Annotated in this window: 11 protein-coding genes; 8 read left to right on the plus strand and 3 right to left on the minus strand. The window is 66.8% G+C overall.

Going from position 1 to position 18,497, the window contains the following annotated elements; all coding sequences use genetic code 11:
- Positions 1-60: 60 nt before the first annotated feature.
- The 5 genes from ABF821_RS10525 (at position 61) to ABF821_RS10545 (ending at position 7,866) form a co-directional block, all read left to right on the plus strand.
- The gene (locus ABF821_RS10525) at positions 61-1,110 is read left to right on the plus strand and encodes an AAA family ATPase (RefSeq protein ID WP_182972243.1); all 1,050 of its coding nucleotides are present in this window, start codon (positions 61-63) and stop codon (positions 1,108-1,110) included.
- Between the two features lie 8 nt (positions 1,111-1,118).
- On the plus strand, positions 1,119-2,114 hold the full coding sequence (locus tag ABF821_RS10530; RefSeq protein WP_415529969.1) for a DUF58 domain-containing protein: 996 nt from the start codon (positions 1,119-1,121) through the stop codon (positions 2,112-2,114).
- Positions 2,111-4,900, plus strand: a complete 2,790-nt coding sequence (locus ABF821_RS10535; RefSeq protein ID WP_415529970.1) for a DUF4159 domain-containing protein — start codon at positions 2,111-2,113, stop codon at positions 4,898-4,900. The genes ABF821_RS10530 and ABF821_RS10535 overlap by 4 nt, the downstream gene beginning before the upstream one ends.
- Positions 4,901-4,902: 2 nt before the next feature.
- Positions 4,903-7,038, plus strand: coding sequence for a VWA domain-containing protein (locus ABF821_RS10540; protein WP_415529975.1), 2,136 nt, complete (start codon positions 4,903-4,905; stop codon positions 7,036-7,038).
- Positions 7,039-7,251: 213 nt separating this feature from the next.
- Positions 7,252-7,866 (plus strand): ankyrin repeat domain-containing protein, encoded by a 615-nt coding sequence (locus ABF821_RS10545; RefSeq protein WP_182972246.1) that lies wholly within the window; start codon positions 7,252-7,254, stop codon positions 7,864-7,866.
- A 145-nt stretch (positions 7,867-8,011) separates the two neighbouring features.
- Here the strand turns inward: ABF821_RS10545 and ABF821_RS10550 are convergent, their stop codons facing one another.
- The 3 genes from ABF821_RS10550 to ABF821_RS10560 form a co-directional block, all read right to left on the minus strand.
- Positions 8,012-9,112, minus strand: coding sequence for a site-specific DNA-methyltransferase (locus ABF821_RS10550; RefSeq protein WP_182972247.1), 1,101 nt, complete (start codon positions 9,110-9,112; stop codon positions 8,012-8,014).
- A complete protein-coding gene (locus ABF821_RS10555) occupies positions 9,109-9,756 on the minus strand; it encodes a ribonuclease HII (protein ID WP_415529971.1) in 648 nt (215 codons plus the stop codon). Before ABF821_RS10555 ends, ABF821_RS10550 begins: the two co-directional genes overlap by 4 nt.
- Positions 9,757-9,931: 175 nt before the next feature.
- Positions 9,932-10,240 carry a CsbD family protein gene (locus ABF821_RS10560; RefSeq protein WP_182972249.1) on the minus strand — a complete coding sequence of 103 codons (309 nt, stop codon included), beginning with the start codon at positions 10,238-10,240 and terminating at the stop codon, positions 9,932-9,934.
- A 342-nt stretch (positions 10,241-10,582) separates the two neighbouring features.
- Here ABF821_RS10560 and ABF821_RS10565 point away from each other — a divergent pair, with 342 nt between their 5' ends.
- The 3 genes from ABF821_RS10565 to ABF821_RS10575 are packed head-to-tail and all read left to right on the plus strand — an operon-like array spanning position 10,583 to position 18,478.
- On the plus strand, positions 10,583-11,962 hold the full coding sequence (locus ABF821_RS10565) for an MdtA/MuxA family multidrug efflux RND transporter periplasmic adaptor subunit (RefSeq protein ID WP_415529972.1): 1,380 nt from the start codon (positions 10,583-10,585) through the stop codon (positions 11,960-11,962).
- 46 nt (positions 11,963-12,008) lie between these two features.
- Complete coding sequence (locus tag ABF821_RS10570; RefSeq protein ID WP_182972251.1) at positions 12,009-15,182, plus strand: efflux RND transporter permease subunit; 3,174 nt, start codon at positions 12,009-12,011, stop codon at positions 15,180-15,182.
- Positions 15,179-18,478, plus strand: coding sequence for an efflux RND transporter permease subunit (locus ABF821_RS10575; protein WP_415529973.1), 3,300 nt, complete (start codon positions 15,179-15,181; stop codon positions 18,476-18,478). Before ABF821_RS10570 ends, ABF821_RS10575 begins: the two co-directional genes overlap by 4 nt.
- Positions 18,479-18,497: the final 19 nt, after the last annotated feature.

Genomic DNA, 18,497 nt, shown 5'->3' on the forward strand with positions numbered 1-18,497 from the left:
CCCCCGATATAGGGATCATCCCCGACTTGATGAAACCCCCAGACCTGTCAGATTGAGCGCATGACGATATCGGACGCCCTGCCCCCCGCCTCCGGCACCGCGCCGGGCCTGCCCCCTTTCTCGGCCCCGAACGCCACCGCCGACCTCGCACAGGCCGAACGCCTGGGCAGTCTGCTGCGGGCGGCCCGGGCCGAAATCGGCCGCGTCATCCACGGCCAGCGCACGGTCATCGACCAGACGCTGACCAGCATCCTGGCCGGCGGCCACACGCTGCTGGTCGGCGCGCCGGGGCTGGGCAAGACCCTGCTGGTCACGACATTGGGAACGGTACTGGGCCTGGACGCCCGGCGCGTGCAGTTCACGCCCGACCTGATGCCGTCCGACATCACCGGCAGCGAAATCCTCGACGAAGACGAACACGGCCGCCGCAGCTTCCGCTTCGTACCCGGCCCCGTCTTCTGCCAGCTGCTGATGGCCGACGAAATCAACCGCGCCAGCCCCCGCACCCAGTCCGCCCTGTTGCAGGCCATGCAGGAACACCGGGTCGCCATCGCCGGCACCGACCACACATTACCCACCCCGTTCCACGTCCTTGCCACCCAGAATCCCATCGAACAGGAAGGCACCTACCCACTCCCCGAGGCCCAGCTCGACCGTTTCATGCTCCAGATCCCCCTCGGTTTCCCCGATGAGACCGCCGAGCGCGCGATGCTGCTGGCCACCACCGGCAGCCAGGACATCGTGCCCCGTCCGGTCCTGACCGACCGCGACCTGATCGAGGCCCAGCGCCTGGTCCGCGCCCTGCCGGTCGGCGACCGGGTGGTGGATTCCATCGTGCGGCTGGTCCGCTCCGCCCGGCCGGAAACCACGCAGGACGCCACCATCCGCGACTCCGTGGCCTGGGGCCCCGGCCCCCGCGCCGCGCAGGCGCTGATGCTGGCCACCCGCGCCCGCGCCCTGCTCGACGGCCGCCTGTCCCCCAGCATCGACGACATCGCGGCCCTCGCCCAGCCGGTCCTGGCGCACCGCATGTCCCTCACCTTCACCGCCCGGGCCGAGAACCGGCGCCTGCCGGACCTGATCGACGGCCTGCTCCGCACGCTGGACTGAGCGTCGCGATGACGCGGCCCCCTTCCCTGCCCGGCCGCGCGGCCGCCTTCCTGCGCCGCGCATTGGCGCGGCACGTCCCGATGACGGATACGCCCGATGCCGGCCTGACTCAGACCGCCGTCCCGCTGGCGGCGGCGGAAAACCTGGCCGCGCGCATGCCGGCGCTGATCCTGTCCGCCCAGCGCATCGCCGCCACCGTCGCGGCCGGCCACCATGGACGGCGCCAGGCCGGTCCGGGCGAGGATTTCTGGCAGTTCCGCCCCGCCCAGCCCGGCGAGCCGATCACGCGCATCGACTGGCGGCAATCCGCACGCAGCAGCCGGGCCTATGTCCGCGAAACCGAAGCGGAGGCCGCGCAGACCGTCTGCCTGTGGTGCGATCCCAGCGCCTCGATGCGCTGGCGTTCCATGCCGACGCTGCCGCTGAAATCGGACTGCGCCATCCTGCTTACCCTCGCGCTGGGCGCGCTCCTGCTACGCCAGGGCGAACGGGTACGCCTGCTCACGCCGGGCGAACCGGTCGATATCCCCCCCGGCGGACGGGCGGCGCTGGACCGGCTGGCCGTAGCCCTGATGCGCACCTTGGACCATGACCCGGAAGATACCGGCCTGCCCCATCCGCAGCAGGTCCCCCGGCATGCCAGGGTCGTCCTGATCGGCGACGGGCTATGCGGGCTGCCGGCCATGGCGACATTGCTGCGCGGCCTGACGGCCCGCCCGGCCCACGCCATGCTCCTTCTGGTCAATGACCCGGCGGAAGCCGAACTGCCTTACGCGGGACATATCCGCTTTTCGGGCCTGGAAGGCGAGGAAACGCTGACGCTCCCCGGCGTCGAACAGATACGCGGCGCCTATCGCGAGGCCTATGCCCGCCATCAGGCCGACCTGGCGGAACTCTGCCGCGTCAACGGTCATCTCCTGATCCGCCATGCAACCGACCACCGGCCCGAAGAGGCCCTCCTGGCCCTGCACGCCGCCCTGTCCGGGCGGGGAGAGCGCCCATGATCTTCCAGCTTCCCTGGCTACTGGCGGCGCTGGCCATCCTGCCGGTGCTGTGGCTGCTGCTGCGCACATTGCCGCCGCCGCCCCAGCGCCGCTCCTTCCCCGCCATCATGTTGCTGCGCGGCTTGCGCGCACGGGTCACGCAAGCAACCACCGCCCCGCTCTGGCTGCTGCTGCTGCGCTGCGTGGCGCTCGCGGCGCTCATCGTCGGGCTGGCCGGTCCGGTGCTGCGCCAGGACCGGGCCGGCCAGCCGGCACCCGGCGGCCAGGGCGCCGAACAGATCATCGTCCTCGACAACGGCTGGGCCGCCGTGCCCGACTGGTCCCGCCGACTGGCCGCCATCGATGCCGTGCTGGACCGTGCGACGCATCCCGTCCGCCTGCTGACGACCGCGCCGGGCCTAGCTGGCGAGGCGCCCTCCGTCGGCGCGCCGACACCTCCCTCCCTGTTGCGCGGCATGGTGGATTCCACGCGCCCCATGCCCTGGCCGATCGACCGCGCCGCCGCCACGCGCGCATTGCGCGACCTGGCATCCGGCGGGTGGCACGGGCGCGTGGTCTATGTCTCCGACGGCCTGGCAAGCACCGACGACCCGGTCTTCGCCGCCGCGCTGACCGCACTCGGTCCCATCCAGACCCTGATCGACCGCGACGCAACGATTGCGGTCCTGACACCCGCCCCCGCCAATGGCGACCAGCAATTGCACGTCGCCATCAGCACCCTGCCCCTGCCCCATCCGCGTCAGTTGACCGTGCGCGCCGAGGCCATGGATGGCGGCGTCCTGTCGCTGGTGCCGGTGCCGGTCGCGGCCGGCGCACGGGAGGGCTCGGCCGGCGTGGCATTACCCGCGGAACTGCGTAACCGGATCGGCCGACTGGTCCTGCGCGACATGCCCGGCCCGGCCGGCGTACGCCTGCTGGACGAGGGCGATCGTCGCCGTCCTGTAGGGCTGATCGGCGTCGCCGGCACAGATACGCCGCTGGTGGGCACGTTGTTCTATCTCCGCCGCGCCCTCTCCCCCACCGCCGAACTGCGCGAAGGCCCGGTGCCCACGCTGCTGAAGCGCCCGCTTTCGATCCTGATCGCACCGGACGGCGCGCTGGACAGCCCCGAAACCCGGCGTATCGTTACCGAATGGGTGCGCAAGGGCGGTATGCTGATCCGCTTCGCCGGCCCGTTGCTGAACGGTAGCCCGGACCACGACCCGACCGCCCCGGACACAGGGATGGATTCGGGCAACCCCGCCGCATCTTCCCCGCTACCCGATGCCCTGCTCCCCGTCCCGCTGATGGACGGCGAACGCCAACTGGGTGGTGCGATGTCCTGGGGCAAGCCGGAACATCTGGCTCCGTTCCCCGATGATTCGCCGTTCCACGGACTGGCGGTTCCCGCCGACGTCACGGTATCCCGTCAGGTCCTGGCCCGCCCGGCAGCCGACCTGGCCACGCATAGCTGGGCGCGTCTGACCGACGGCACACCGCTGGTCACCCACGCCGCGCTGGGCGCGGGCGAGGTGGTGCTGTTCCATGTCACCAGTACGGCGGAATGGTCCAACCTGCCGCTATCGGGCCTGTTCGTCGATATGCTGCGCCGACTGGCCGAACGCTCGGTCGGTATCGACGCCCCGGCCGACCACAGCCTGCTGGCGCCCTACATGACTCTGGATGCCGACGCGACCCTGAGCCCCCCCCCGCCGGCCGCGCGGGCTCTCCCATCCGATGCATTCGGCACCACACCAACCTCCGCCGCCCATCCGCCCGGCCTGTATGGCCCGCGCTCCAGTCGGCGGGCCTTGAATCTGGGCGACGTCATCGAACCACTCGCCGCCCAAAGTACCATCGGGCACGAGGTCACGTTGAGCGGCCAGTCACGCGACCGCGCACTCGGCCCCTGGCTGGTCGCCGCCGCCCTGCTGCTGCTGGCGCTGGACGCGATGCTGACATTACTGCTGCGGGCAGGCCGCCTGTCAGGCCGAAAGGCAGCGCTGACGGGCGCGATCCTGCTGGCCACCCTGTCGTCCCCGGCCCGCGCCGATCCTCGCCCCGATGGCGTACCAGGCGCCGCACTGGAAACGAGGCTGGGCTATATCCAGACCGGCCACGCCGATATCGACGCCGTCTCGCGTGAAGGGCTGCAAGGTCTGTCGGATTACACCAACGCCCGGACCTCCGCCGTACTGGGCCACCCGGATGGGGTGGTGCCCGATCGCGACGACCTGTCCTACTACCCGATGCTGTATTGGCCGGTGGTGGCCGACGCGACGATCGACCCCGCGCGCACGGCGGCGCTGAACGCTTATATGCGCCATGGCGGCATCCTGCTGATCGACAGCCAGGGCGTCGATCCCGCCGCGCCCGGCGCCGGTAGCCCCTCCGGTGCCGGCTTCGCCGCCCAGGCCCCCGGCACGGCGGCGGCACTGCGGCGCATGACCAGGGGGCTGGACGTCCCCCCCCTTACCCGGCTGACCGACAAGCACGTCCTGGCCCACACATTCTACCTGCTGCACAGCTTTCCTGGCCGCTATGACGGATTGCCGGTCTGGGTGGCGCGCGAGGGCGACAGCGCGAATGACGGCGTCAGCCCGGTCATCATCGGATCCAGCGACTGGGCTCATGCCTGGGCCGTCGATGCACAGGGCGACACCCCCTACGCCACGGTGCCGGACGGCAGCACCCAGCGCGTCATGGCCTACCGGTTCGGCGTCAATGCCGTACTCTACGCCCTGACGGGTAATTACAAGGCGGACCAGGTCCACGTTCCCGCCCTGCTGCGGCGGCTGGGGGAATGACCATGCCCAACCTGACCACCCTGCGGCACATGACGTCCTTCTCTCCGCTACTGCCCCCCTGGCTGCTCTACACGCTGGCAATTCTGGCCATGATTGTCCTGCTGACCGGGCTGCTACGCCGGGCGCGCGGCACGCTGTGGCGCGCGGCGGCGGCAGCGATCGTCCTGCTGTGGCTATCCGGCCCCGAACGCATCAGCGAGACCGGGCAGGCCCTGCCCGAAACCGCCATCCTGGTCGTTGATCAATCCTCCTCCATGAGCGTAGGCCAACGCGCCGCCGTAGCCCATCAGGCGGCGGAACGCCTCCAGGCCGAAGCCGCGCATGTGCCGGGGCTGACGCTACGCACCGTCACGGTGCATGACGGCCATGGCCAGGGCACGCGCCTGTTCGCAGCCCTCGACCAGGCGGCGGCCGACATCCCGCCGGCCCGGCTGGCGGGCGCGATCCTGCTGACCGACGGGCAAGTCCACGATACCCCGCCGCAGCCGCCCGAACGACTGCGCCCCGCCGATTCCGGCGGCCGGCACGCAACCCTGCCGCTGCATGTGCTCTTGACCGGACGGGGAGAGGAAACCGACCGCCGACTGCGCATCCTCCAAGCGCCGCCTTATGCCATCGTCGGCCAGAATGCCACGTTGCGGGTGCAGGTGGACGATCTGGGCCCGCACCCCGATAACGGCACGGAAGTCGACCTGACACTGGATCGCGGCGGCGAACCTCCGCTGCACAAAACCGTCCGCGTCGGCCAGCCCCAGGACATCACCCTGCCCGTCACCCATCCCGGCCCGATGCTGGTCGGGCTATCGGTCTCGCCACTTGAGGGTGAAGTCTCGACCGTCAACAACCAGGATGTGGTACGGATCAACGGAGTCCGCGACCGGCTGCGGGTATTGCTGGTCTCGGGCACGCCCAACCAGGGTGAGCGGGTCTGGCGCCGGCTGCTGAAGGCCGACCCATCGGTCGATCTGGTGCATTTCACCATCCTGCGCCCACCCGACAAGGATGACGGCACACCGCTGTCCGACCTGGCGCTGATCGCCTTCCCGGTGCGCGAACTGTTCCAGGAAAAAATCAGCCAGTTCGACCTGATCATCCTCGACGGGTTCGAGAACCGTGCCATCCTGCCGCGCACCTATCTGGAAAACATCGCCCAGTATGTGCGTGACGGCGGCGGATTGCTGCTGATTGGCGGCCCGGAATTCCTGGGGGCTGGCTCCCTGCAGGATACGCCGCTGGGCGACATCCTGCCGGCCCATGTCCCAACCGAAGGCGGGCTGGTGGAACAGCGCTTCCGCCCCGCCCTCACGGCCGACGGCCATCGCCATCCCGTCACGGCGGGGCTGCCCGGAGCCGGCACCGCACCGGACGGGCACGATGCCGACTGGGGGCCATGGTACCGTGTATTGCGAACAGATTCCGTCCACGGGCAGGTCCTGATGGACGGTCCGGCCCATACACCGCTGCTGGTTCTGGACCGGGTGGACCGCGGCCGCGTTGCTTTCCTGCTGTCGGACCAGATCTGGCTGTGGTCGCACGGCGAGGGTGGCGGCGGTCCGCAATCCGAACTGCTGCGGCACGTCTCGCACTGGCTGATGAAAGAACCGGAACTGGAAGAAGAACAGCTGACGGCCACCATCGCCAATGACCGGATCGTCGTAACCCGCCGCACCGCAGCCCCCGTCGCGCCGCACGCGGTCACAATCACCGCGCCCGACGGCACCACCCGCCAGATACCCCTGCATACCACCGGCATCGGCCTCTCCCAGGCCGATGCGCCCGCGACCCAGCAGGGCATCTGGATGGCCGATGATGGCACGCACCGCGCTTTCGCCGCTCCGGCCCAGGACGATCCGGTGGAATGGTCGGACCTGCGTGCCACGGCAAGCGTCACGGCCCCCCTCGCCGGCCAGACGGGCGGCGGCATCTACTGGCTGGGCGACGACCCTGCCAATCTCCACCTGCCCGCACTGCGCGCCCCGGCCTCAGGCCGCGTGTCAGGACCGGACTGGATGGGCTTTCCGCAACGCGATGCCCGGCTGGTCACCGGTCGCACCGCCAGCCCGCTTCTCCCCGCATGGCTGGTACTGGCGCTGGCCGCAATGCTTCTGCTGACCGGCTGGTGGCGCGAAGGCCGCTGAAAGAGAGTGCTGCACCCCGGTCCGCCGGCTTGCATCATCCTCTCCAAAAGGCGCCGTGTCTCACGATCCAGCGATTTCCATCGCATCTCAGCCCGATCTGGACTATGAAAGGGGGCCGGGTCCGCGTCCGGCAGGCCGGTCCATATCGGACGGTTCGCATCCGCCCCGAACAGGTCGCGCCTGTCATCGAGACGAATGTTACTGAGACGAATAATGATTATCAGAACAGGTATCCGCCTTCTCTTTCTCGCACTGCTGACCGGCAGCGCGGCAATCATGGCTCCGATGCATTTCGCCTGTGCCCAATCGGATGACGATGAGGCAGAAGCCGATGCTGCCGATGCGGCGAAGCAGGCCGAAGCCCGTCGCGCCGCACGCGCCTCAGCCCCACCGGCCGCCCTGCCCGGCGCCGAGTCGAACGAAGAGATTGGCGGTCATGCGAATGGCGACCTGAATCCCACCGCGGCCCTGTTCGACGCCATCAATCGCGGCAGCCTTGGCGCGGCCAAGGAAGCCCTGAACCGTGGTGCCGACATGGAAGGCCACAACGTGCTGGGCCAGACGCCTCTGGACATGGCAATCGACCTGAACCGCAACGACATTACCTTCCTGCTGCTGTCGCTCCGCACGCTCGATGACGAGCACGTCATCGCGGCTTCGACGACCCATTCCGGCATCACGATGCATAATGGCAGCGGCCACCTGACCATCGATGGCACCAGCCATGGATCCCGATCGGGCGTCATGATGGCGACAAGCCGTACCGCCCCCCGAGACAACGGCACGCCTCGGCCCGAAATCGGGTTCCTCGGTTTCGGCGGTGGCTGACAATCCATTTCGTGAGGCTGCCCACCCGTTCCGAGCGACAAATCCGAACGGAAACATCGCTTCACTGACCGGTGTTCCGGAACGTGCTCGTTTGTTGTTTTTACGAACATCCTGTTTGAATGCACGCATTCAAACAGGATGGGTTCTAACTGGCTGCGCTGTCCTGTGACAGGATTTCGCTTCGCAAGATGTCCAGCGGAACCATCTGCCCCTCGCGCATCAGGTGCCAGAAGGTCCATCCATTGCAGGATGGGGCATTGGTTAATAACGCCCCCAGCTTATGGATCGATCCGCGCTGCGTACCGCTGACCAGCGTGCCGTCAGGCGCAACGGTGGCCGACACGCGCTGATGACGATCATAGACCATCGTTCCGGCCGGCAGCAGTCCACGTTCGACCAGGCTACCGAACGGCACGCGCGGTGCCTCGCGGCGGGCAGGTGTGGTCAGCACGCTGTCCAGAGGCACCGGGCGCTCGCGCCGGGCACGACCGATTGCGGCTTCCGCATAATCCGGATGACGTTCGATCCCGATGAAGCGGCGGCGCAACCGCCGCGCCATAGCCGTCGTCGTGCCCGTGCCGGCGAACGGATCGAGAATGATGTCGTCCACATTGGTCGAAGCGACCAGCACTCGGTGCAGCAGACTTTCGGGCTTCTGCGTCGGGTGCAGCTTCAGGCCATGGGCATTGCGCAGCCGCTCTCCCCCCGTGCAGAGCGGCAGATACCAGTCCGAGCGCATCTGCACGTCGTCGTTCAGCGCCTTCATCGCCTGGTAGTTGAAGCGATAGCGGCTGTCGGCACCCCGCGCGGCCCAGATCAGCGTCTCATGAGCATTGGTGAAGCGCCGCCCCCGGAAATTCGGCATCGGGTTCGACTTGCGCCAGATCACGTCATTCAGGATCCAGAACCCCAGATCCTGGAGGATCGCGCCGATCCGGAATATGTTGTGATACGACCCGATCACCCAGATCGTGCCGTCCTTGCGCAGCAGGCGGCGGGCCTCGCCCAGCCAGGCACGGGTAAACCGGTCATATTCCGCAAGATCGCTGAATTTGTCCCAGTCATCATCCACCCCGTCCACAATGCTGTCATCGGGGCGGCGTAGTTCACCACGCAACTGAAGGTTGTACGGCGGGTCGGCAAAAATACAGTCGATCGACCCGCTCGGCAGAGTCTGCATCAGTTCGATGCAATCGCCACGCAGAATCTGATCAAGGGGCAATTCCATCATAACCGCGCCGCTCATGACACACCCCAGGCCGCGGGGCGGCCGTCGGCGGGCAAGCCAAGCGACAATTGTCGGACCAAGCCGAACGCCTCCCGATGATGCGGGGTCTTACCGACGTCACAAAGCGCCGCCCGATGCTGGGCAGTGCCGTAACCGGCGTTGCGCTCCCATCCGTAGGCAGGCCAGCGGACGGCGAGCCGCTCCATCAGCCGGTCACGCACAACCTTGGCCACGATCGACGCCGCCGCGATGGACAGGCTTTCACCATCGCCACCCACCACGCATTCCGTCGGGCACCCGAAATCGGGGGCGGCATTTCCGTCCACCAGCACCAGTTCCGGCCGCACGGACAGGCGTGCGACAGCGCGCCGCATCGCCAGAAAGGCGGCATGCAGGATATTCAGGCGCGCGATTTCAGCGACCGAAGCCGCGGCAACCGCAATATGCACCCCACGGGCGCCACGCAGCGCAACATAGGCACGACGCCGCGCCACGGCAGACAGCTTCTTTGAATCATCCAGCAGGATGGCCAGTTGGGCCGGTACGCCGCCATCAAAGATCACCGCGGCCGCGACAACCGGACCCGCCAGCGGGCCACGACCCACCTCATCCACCCCGGCAACCCGGCCGCCATGCTGCGCTTCGCGCGTGTAATCCGGCATTCACCCCATCCCGAACCGGGCCGAGCCGGGCGCCTGTCGCCCGATTCGCACACCGAATCACGTCCTGAAGGGATGGAAACCATCTTTACGTCATGTTGCGCAAGATACTGATTCCATGCCGAGTCCTTTCAAACGGAAAAAACTTCTTCCGCCAGGGACTCGGGCCACGGAAATTTCAGCCCTTCGATGTCCGCCGCGGGAGCAGAATCAGGCCGGCCAGAAGCCCGACCACGGCCGCAACCGCCACCGACAGGAGGGGCCGGTCCTGCACGAACAGCACCGCCTTCTCCACCTTACCCTCGCCCTCTTCATAAAGCTCGGCGAACTCGCGGCGGGCCATGCCGCTCAATTGATCGACTTTACCCTCCGCCTGCATGCCCAGATCACCCGTCAGGCCACCAGCCGCATCCTTCAGGCGACCGGTCCCTTCCTCGATCGTGCCCTTCACCTTCTCGACGAATGTGTCGTTACCGGATTCCGTCATGCCTTTTTTCTCCTCCAAACGGACCAACCCGCACGGGCCGGTTCTATGGAAACGGATCGAATACGCCCCGGTTGCGCATGCCGCCCCCGGGCGGACCGGATCATCCGGACCGGATGGCACGCTATCGCGGGCGCCCAGATCCCGCCACTAATGGAATAGTTGATGGCATTCGGTGAAAACGCATGACAGCCAGTTGGCGAACGACAAAAATTGTTACATTTCTAGACAGTTTCCTAAGCAAGGATTTAGGCATCTTTTTTCGCGTAGCTGCTAACACTGCCCCAACAAATCGCACGCCTTCGGCGTGCCCGACGTCATTGGATTGAGGAAGACCTGAGGACCATGGACAAACCGACTCTGGACCCATCCGACGCGCCTGCGCAGCAATCGACGGGGCGCGGCCGGCAGGGCAGCGCCGGGAAGAAATCGCGCCGCCGTTTACTGCTGTGGGGCACGGCGCTGGTGGGTGCCGCCGTGATTGCGGCGGCCTTTCTGAGGCCGCACGGCCAGAGCGGTGGCGGACGGCATGCTCACCAGATGGCGGCGGATGTCCAACCGGTGGCGGTTGCCGTCGTGCACAAAGGCGATATGCCGGTGGAACTGACCGAACTGGGCACGGTGATCCCGATCACCAACGTCACAGTTCAGTCGCGCGTCGACGGCTACTTGATGCAGGTGCTGTTCACCGAGGGCCAGCACGTCAAAAAAGGCGACCTCCTGGCGCTGATCGACACACGGCCTTACGAAGTGCTGCTGGCCCAGTACCAAGGGCAACTCGCCTCCGACATCGCCCAGTTGGAGCAGGCTCGGGTGGATAATGCCCGCTATCAGCGCCTGATCCGCCAGAACAGCATCGCGGCCCAGACGGCCGTCGACCAGCAATACAAGGTCGCGCAGCTTGAAGGCACGGTGAAGGTCGATCAGGCTCAGGTCGACAACGAAAAGCTCCAGATCATTTATTGCCACGTCATTGCCCCGGTGGACGGCCGTGTCGGCATCCGCCAGGTGGACATGGGCAACTACATCACCGCCGGCCAGACCAACGGCCTGGTCATCCTGACCCAGATGCAGCCGATCTCCGTGATCTTCACCCTACCCGAGACCGAACTGGGCCGGGTGGCCGAGCGGCTGCGCAGCGGCGTCTCCCTGCCGGTCGAAGCGTGGGACAGCACCAACACGCGCAAGCTGGCCGATGGTGCCGTCAGCGTGCTGGACAGCCAGATCGACACCGCGACAGGCACGGTCAAGCTGCGTTCGATCTTCCCCAATCAGGACGAAACCCTTTTCCCGAACCAGTTCGTCAATGCGCACCTGCTGGTCAATACCGAGCATGACGTGCTGCTGCTCCCCGCCAACGCGGTGCAGACCGGGCCGAGCGGATCGTTCGTCTATGTCGTCAAGTCGGACAACACCGTCGAGGTCCGCGACATCGCGACCGGCACGTCGCATGGGGACAGCGTGGTGGTGACCAGCGGGCTCAAGGAGGGAGAATCGGTCGTGACCGACGGCACCGACCATCTGCGTGCCGGCGCCAAGGTTACAATCCCGAGCGCAACCGACAGCACCGCCGCCCCCGGCGATGCTGTCACCCCGGCGGCAGGACAGGGGCATCGCCACCGCCGCCACAATGCGAGCGGACAGGGCGACATGACCGGCAGCACGACCGGCGGCACCACTGACAGCACCTCCGGCGGCACATCCGGCGGACAACCCCATCAATGATCCCGGCCCGACACCAGGTCCGTCGCCTTCAGCCGGAGAGCCGTGCGTGAATCCGTCCCGCCTGTTTATCGAACGCCCGGTCGCCACGACGCTGCTGATGCTCGCCATCATGCTGGCGGGTCTGCTGGGTTATCATTTCCTGCCGGTCTCGGCGCTGCCGCAGGTCGAATACCCGACCATCACGGTCCAGACCTTCTATCCCGGCGCCGGGCCAGACGTCATGGCGACGTCGGTGACCGCGCCGCTGGAAACCCAGTTCGGCCAGATGCCGGGCCTGGACCAGATGACATCGCAATCCTCCGGCGGTGCCTCGATCGTCACGCTGCGGTTCGGCCTGACCATGTCGATGGACGTGGCGGAGCAGGAAGTCCAGGCAGCGATCAACCAGGCGCAGATGCTGCTGCCCACCGATCTGCCGGCGCCGCCGATCTATGCCAAGGTCAACCCGGCCGACACCCCGGTGCTGACGCTGGGCATCACCTCGAAGACGATGCCGCTGACCGAGGTCGAGGATTATGTCTATACCCGTCTCGCCCAGAAGATCAGCCAGATCTCGGGCGTTGGCCTGGTCACGCTGTCGGGCGGCAACCGCAAGGCGATCCGCGTGCGCGTCAACGTGCCCAAGCTGACATCGTTCGGCGTGGACATGGACACGCTGCGCACCACGATCGGCAACGTCAACGTCAATTCGCCCACCGGCACGTTCGACGGCGCGCAGCGGGCTTCCACCCTGCGGGTCGACGGGCAGATCGCCAGCGTCGACCAGTTGCTCAATCAGGTCATCGCCTACCAGAACGGCGGCCCGATCCGCATCCGCGACGTCGCCACCGTCGTCCAGGGGGCCGAAAACACCCAGCTCGCCGCCTGGTCGAACACCACGCCTGCCCTGATCCTGAACGTGCAGCGCCAGCCGGGTGCCAACGTCATCTCGGTGGTCGACAATATCAAATACGCCCTGCCGCAATTGCGGCAGGCGCTGCCGCCGGGCATCACCATCACGCCGCTGACCGACCGCACGACCACCATCCGCGCCTCGGTTGCCGACGTCGAGTTCGAACTGGTGCTGGCGATGGCGCTGGTGGTGGCCGTGATCTTCGTCTTCCTGCGTAACGTGCCGGCCACGATCATCCCCAGCCTGTCAGTTCCGCTGTCGCTGATCGGCACGCTGGCGATCATGTATCTGATGGGGTTCTCGCTCGACAACCTGTCGCTGATGTCGCTGACCATCGCGACCGGCTTCGTGGTCGACGACGCCATCGTGATGATCGAGAACATCGCCCGCTACATCGAAATGGGCGACGACCGGATGACGGCTTCGCTCAAGGGCGCCGGCGAAATCGGCTTCACCATCATCTCCCTGACCGTCTCGCTGATCGCGGTGCTGATCCCGCTGCTGTTCATGGGCGACGTGGTGGGCCGCCTGTTCCACGAATTCGCCATCACGCTGTCGGTCACGATCGTCCTCTCCGCCGTGGTCTCGCTGACGCTGGTGCCGATGATGTGCGCCCGGCTGCTCAGTGAGCGCCCGCACGGACCGGACGCGCGGGGCTGGTCGGCCGCCGTCGAGCGCTGGACCGAAGCGGTGATCGCCGCCTACGGCCGCGCGCTGACGGTCGTGCTGCGCCACCAGAAGCTGACCCTGGCCATCTTCGTTGCCACGATGGGCCTGACCGGCCTGCTGGCCTGGTCGATCCCCAAAGGATTCTTCCCGGTGCAGGATACCGGGGTAATCCAAGGCATCTCGGTCATGGCGCAATCCACGTCCTTCGATGCGATGGCGGCCCACCAGCAGGAACTCGGCCGGCGCATCCTGCAGGACAAGGATGTCGTCAGCCTGTCATCCTTCATAGGCGTCGACGGGCAGAACGTGACACTGAACCAGGGGCGGTTCCTGATCAACCTGCGCCCGCATGACGACCGGTCGGAGACCGCCTCCCAGATCGCAACCCGCATCCAGCAGGAGACGGCCGACATCCCCGGTGCCAGCCTGTATCTCCAGCCGGTGCAGGACCTGTCGCTGGACACGACTGTGTCCGCGACCCAGTACCAGTTCCTGCTGGAAAATCCCGATTACGACCAGTTCCGCACCTGGGTGCCCAAGGTCATTGCCGCCCTGCGCCAGGAACCGGCCCTGGCCGACGTCACGTCGGACCTCCAGGCCGAGGGACTCGTCGCCCATGTCACCCTCGACCGCACCACCGGCGCACGGTACTCGATCACCCCGCAGACGATCGACAACGTGCTGTATGATTCCTTCGGCCAGCGCCAGATCTCGACCATCTACACGCAGTCCAACCAGTACCGCGTGATCCTGGAGGCCGATCCGGTCTTCCAGAAAGACCTCGCGTCACTCGACAAGCTGTACCTGCCCGGCATCAGCGGCAATTCGGGCAGCAGCACCTCCGGCCCGACCCGCGCGCCGACTTCGGGCCTGGTGCCGATGCGTACGGTCACCACCGTCACCCGCAGCACCGCGCCGCTGCTGATCACTCATGTCGGCCAGTTCCCGGCGACCACGATCTCGTTCAACGTCGCGCCCGGCTATTCGCTGGGTGAGGCGACGGATGCGATCGAGCGGGTGGAAAGCACGCTGCACCTGCCCGCCAGCTTCCAGACCTCGTTCCAGGGTACGGCGGCCGCGTTCCGCAACAGTCTGGGCAACGAGATGTGGCTGGTGCTGGCCGCCCTGGTCGCGGTCTATATCGTGCTTGGCATTCTGTATGAGAGCTTCATCCACCCCATCACCATCCTCTCCACCCTGCCGTCGGCGGGTGTCGGCGCCCTGCTGGCCCTGCAACTCAGCGGTGCCGGCCTCGGCGTCATGGGCATCATCGGCCTGGTCCTGCTGATCGGCATCGTGAAGAAGAACGCCATCATGATGATCGATTTCGCGCTGGAAGCAGAGCGGATCGAAGGCATGCCGCCCGTCCAGGCCATCCATCACGCCGCCCTGCTGCGTTTCCGGCCGATCCTGATGACGACGCTGGCCGCCATGCTCGGTGCGATGCCGATGGTCATCGGCACCGGCACCGGCTCGGAACTGCGCCGCCCGCTGGGCATCGCCATCGTCGGCGGCCTGCTGCTCAGCCAGTTGCTGACCCTGTTCACCACCCCGGTCATCTATCTCCTGATGGACCGGATCAGCCTGAACCTGCGGCGCCGCTTCGGGGCGACAACCGCGCCGGCCCGTGACGTTCCGCCGCACCAGACCGCAACATGAATCCGGTCCGGCTCTTCGTCCTCCGGCCCGTCGCCACGACATTGCTGACGATCGCGCTGCTGATCGCGGGCATCATCGGCTATCGAGCACTTCCGGTCGCCGACCTGCCGAATGTCGATTTCCCGGTGATCCAGGTCCAGGCGCGCCAGGCCGGTGGGTCGCCGGAGGAAATCGCGAGCTCCGTCGCCGCCCCGCTGGAGCGGCGCCTCGGCGCCATCGCCGACCTGACGGAAATGACGTCCCAGTCGACGCAAAACCAGGCCCGGATCACCCTGCAATTCGCGCTCAACCGCGACATCAACGGGGCCGCCCGCGATGTGGAGGCCGCCCTTCAGGCCGCCCGGGCCGACCTACCGTCGTCGCTGCGCCAGAACCCCAGCTACTTCAAGGCGAACCCCAACGGCGCGCCGATCATGATCCTGGCCCTGACATCGAAGACGCGCACGATGTCCCAGCTCTACGACCTCACCTCCCACGTCCTGCAGCAGCATCTCTCGCAGATCCGCGGCGTGGGCGAGGTCGAGGTCGGCGGCAGTTCGCTCCCGGCAGTGCGCGTCGAGATGAACCCGCTGCCCCTCTACAAATTCGGGATCGGGTTCGAGGACGTCCGCGCCGCGCTGGCCTCGGCCAACGCCAATACCCCCAAGGGCTTCATCGACCATCAGGGCACCCGCTACACGCTGGACACCAACGATCAGGCCCGAAACGCCCAGGCCTATCGCGATCTGATCATCGCCTACCGATCCGGCCGGCCGGTACGTCTGGCGGATGTCGCCCAGGTCAATGACGGCGTCGAAGACCTGCGCAATGCCGGCTACTACAACCGCCAGCCGGCGGTACTGGCCATCATCTTCGCCCAGTCGGGCGCCAACGTGATTCGCACCATCGACCAGATCAAGGCCGAAATCCCAGCCCTGCGCGCGGCCCTGCCACCAACGGTCGAACTGCACAGCGTCCTCGACCGATCGGTGACCATCCGCGCCGCACTGGCCGACACCCAATATACGCTGGTCATATCGGTGGTGCTGGTGGTGCTGGTGGTGCTGGTCTTCCTGCGCTCGGGCCGAACCACGCTGATCCCGGCGGTCGTGGTCCCTACCTCGATCATCGCCACGTTCGGAGCCATGCAACTCCTGGGCTATTCGCTGGACAACCTGTCGCTGATGGCGCTCACCGTCTCCACCGGCTTCGTGGTCGACGACGCCATCGTGGTGATCGAAAATATCAGTCGCTATCTCGAAGACGGCAAAGGCCGGCTCGAGGCCACGCTGCTCGGTGCGCAGGAAGTCGCCTTCACCGTCTTCTCGATCACCATGTCACTGATCGCCGTCTTCCTTCCCATCCTGCTGCTGGGCGGCGTCGCGGGCCGCCTGTTCCACGAATTCGCGATGACGATGTCGGTGACGATCCTCATCTCGATGGTCCTGTCGCTGACCCTCACCCCGATGATGGCGGCGCTGTTCCTGCCCGCCCACATCGCACCACCCCAAACCGGCCCGTGGGCTCGCATCTCGGCAATGCTGGAGCGCATGCTGCACGCCATGCAGCGGGGGTACGCGCAGACGCTGGACGCGGCGCTGGCCCATCCGCGCCTCGTGCTGCTGTCGCTGCCCTGCACCGTCGTCCTCATGGTGGCGCTGTTCATCCACATGCCCAAGGGCTTCTTCCCCGACAGCGATACCGGCATGCTGATGGGCCATCTTCAGGGCGACCAGTCGATCTCGTTCCAAGCCATGGTCGGCAAGATCGACGAGGTCCAGAAGGCCGTTCTGTCCGACCGCGACGTCGTCAGCATCACCGGCTTCACCGGCGGTCGCGGCTCGTCCAACCAGGCCAACATGTTCGTGGTGCTGAAGGACAAGTCCCAGCGCGACGGCCCGCCCAGCACCACCATCATGCGCATCGGCGAGCGACTGCGGAACATGGTGGGCGCGCATTTCTACGCCATGGCCCCTGGCACGCTGCGCATGGGCGCCCGGCAATCCAACGCCGCCTATCAGTACACGCTGCAATCCGACTCACCGACCGACCTGTATGAGTGGACCCCCAAGCTGGTGGCCGCCCTCCAGAAATACCCGCAGTTGACCGACGTCTCGTCGGACGTGCAGCAGGGCGGTTCAGCCCTCAACGTGGCGCTGGACCGCGAAACCTCGGCCCGTACCATGATCACGCCGCAGCTGGTGGCCAACACGCTGTTCGATGCCTATGGCCAGCGCGCGGCCTCGGTCATCCATAACGCGCTCAACCAGTATCGCGTGGTGATGGAGGTCGAACCCCGATTCTGGAAAGACACCGCCAGCCTCCAGCAGGTCTGGGTCAGCACCGCCGGCGGCTCGGCCGGTGGCGGTACCCGCGCGAACACCATCCGGGTCTCGGCCGCAACCAGCACCACCAGTCAGGCCGGCAGCCTCAGCAGCCAGTCCTTCCGCAACCAGATCGCCAACAGCCTGGCAGGCGGCAGCTCGGCTTCCAACGGTTCGGCGGTTTCGACCAATTCCGAAACCATGGTGCCGCTCGGCATCGTCTCCACCGTCGCCCCGCAGCTCACGCCGCTCTCGGTCAACCACCAGGGCCAGTCGGTCGCCGCCACGGTGTCCTTCAATCTCGCGACCGGCGTGCCGCTGGAGCGCGGGACACAGATCGTGAGCGCCGAAATAGTGCGCCTGCATGTGCCCACGACCATTCATGGCAGCTTTGCGGGCAATGCCGGCCAGCTTCAGAAATCGGTCAATAACGAACCACTGCTGATCCTGGCCGCGCTGGCGGCGGTCTATATGGTGCTGGGCATGCTGTACGAAAGCTATGTCCACCCGCTGACCATCCTCTCCACCCTGCCCTCGGCCGGCGTCGGCGCGCTGTTGGCTCTGGATCTCGCCGGCGAGGATTTCTCGCTGATCGCGATGATCGGGGTGATCCTGCTGATCGGCATCGTGAAGAAAAATGCCATCATGCTGGTCGATTTCGCAATCGCGGCCGAACGCGAAGGCCAGCCGGCGGCACAGGCCATCCACAGCGCGTGCCTGCTGCGCTTCCGGCCGATCATGATGACAACGCTGGCGGCGGCCTTCGGGGCCCTGCCGCTGATCCTGGGTCACGGCTATGGTTCGGAACTGCGCCGCCCGCTGGGCATCTCCATCGTCGGCGGACTGGTCGTCAGCCAGGCGCTCACGCTCTACACCACTCCTGTCGTCTATCTGTATCTCGACCGCTTCGGCCTATGGTGCCGACGCCAGTTCCGTTCCCTGGCCAAAGCCCTCACGGGCCGGCAGGGTCCCCTTTCCCAACAGGATGCCTGACCCGGATGTCCCTGCCGCC

This window comes from Gluconacetobacter sp., from assembly GCF_047721585.1.
In the GTDB taxonomy this organism is placed as follows: domain Bacteria; phylum Pseudomonadota; class Alphaproteobacteria; order Acetobacterales; family Acetobacteraceae; genus Gluconacetobacter; species Gluconacetobacter dulcium.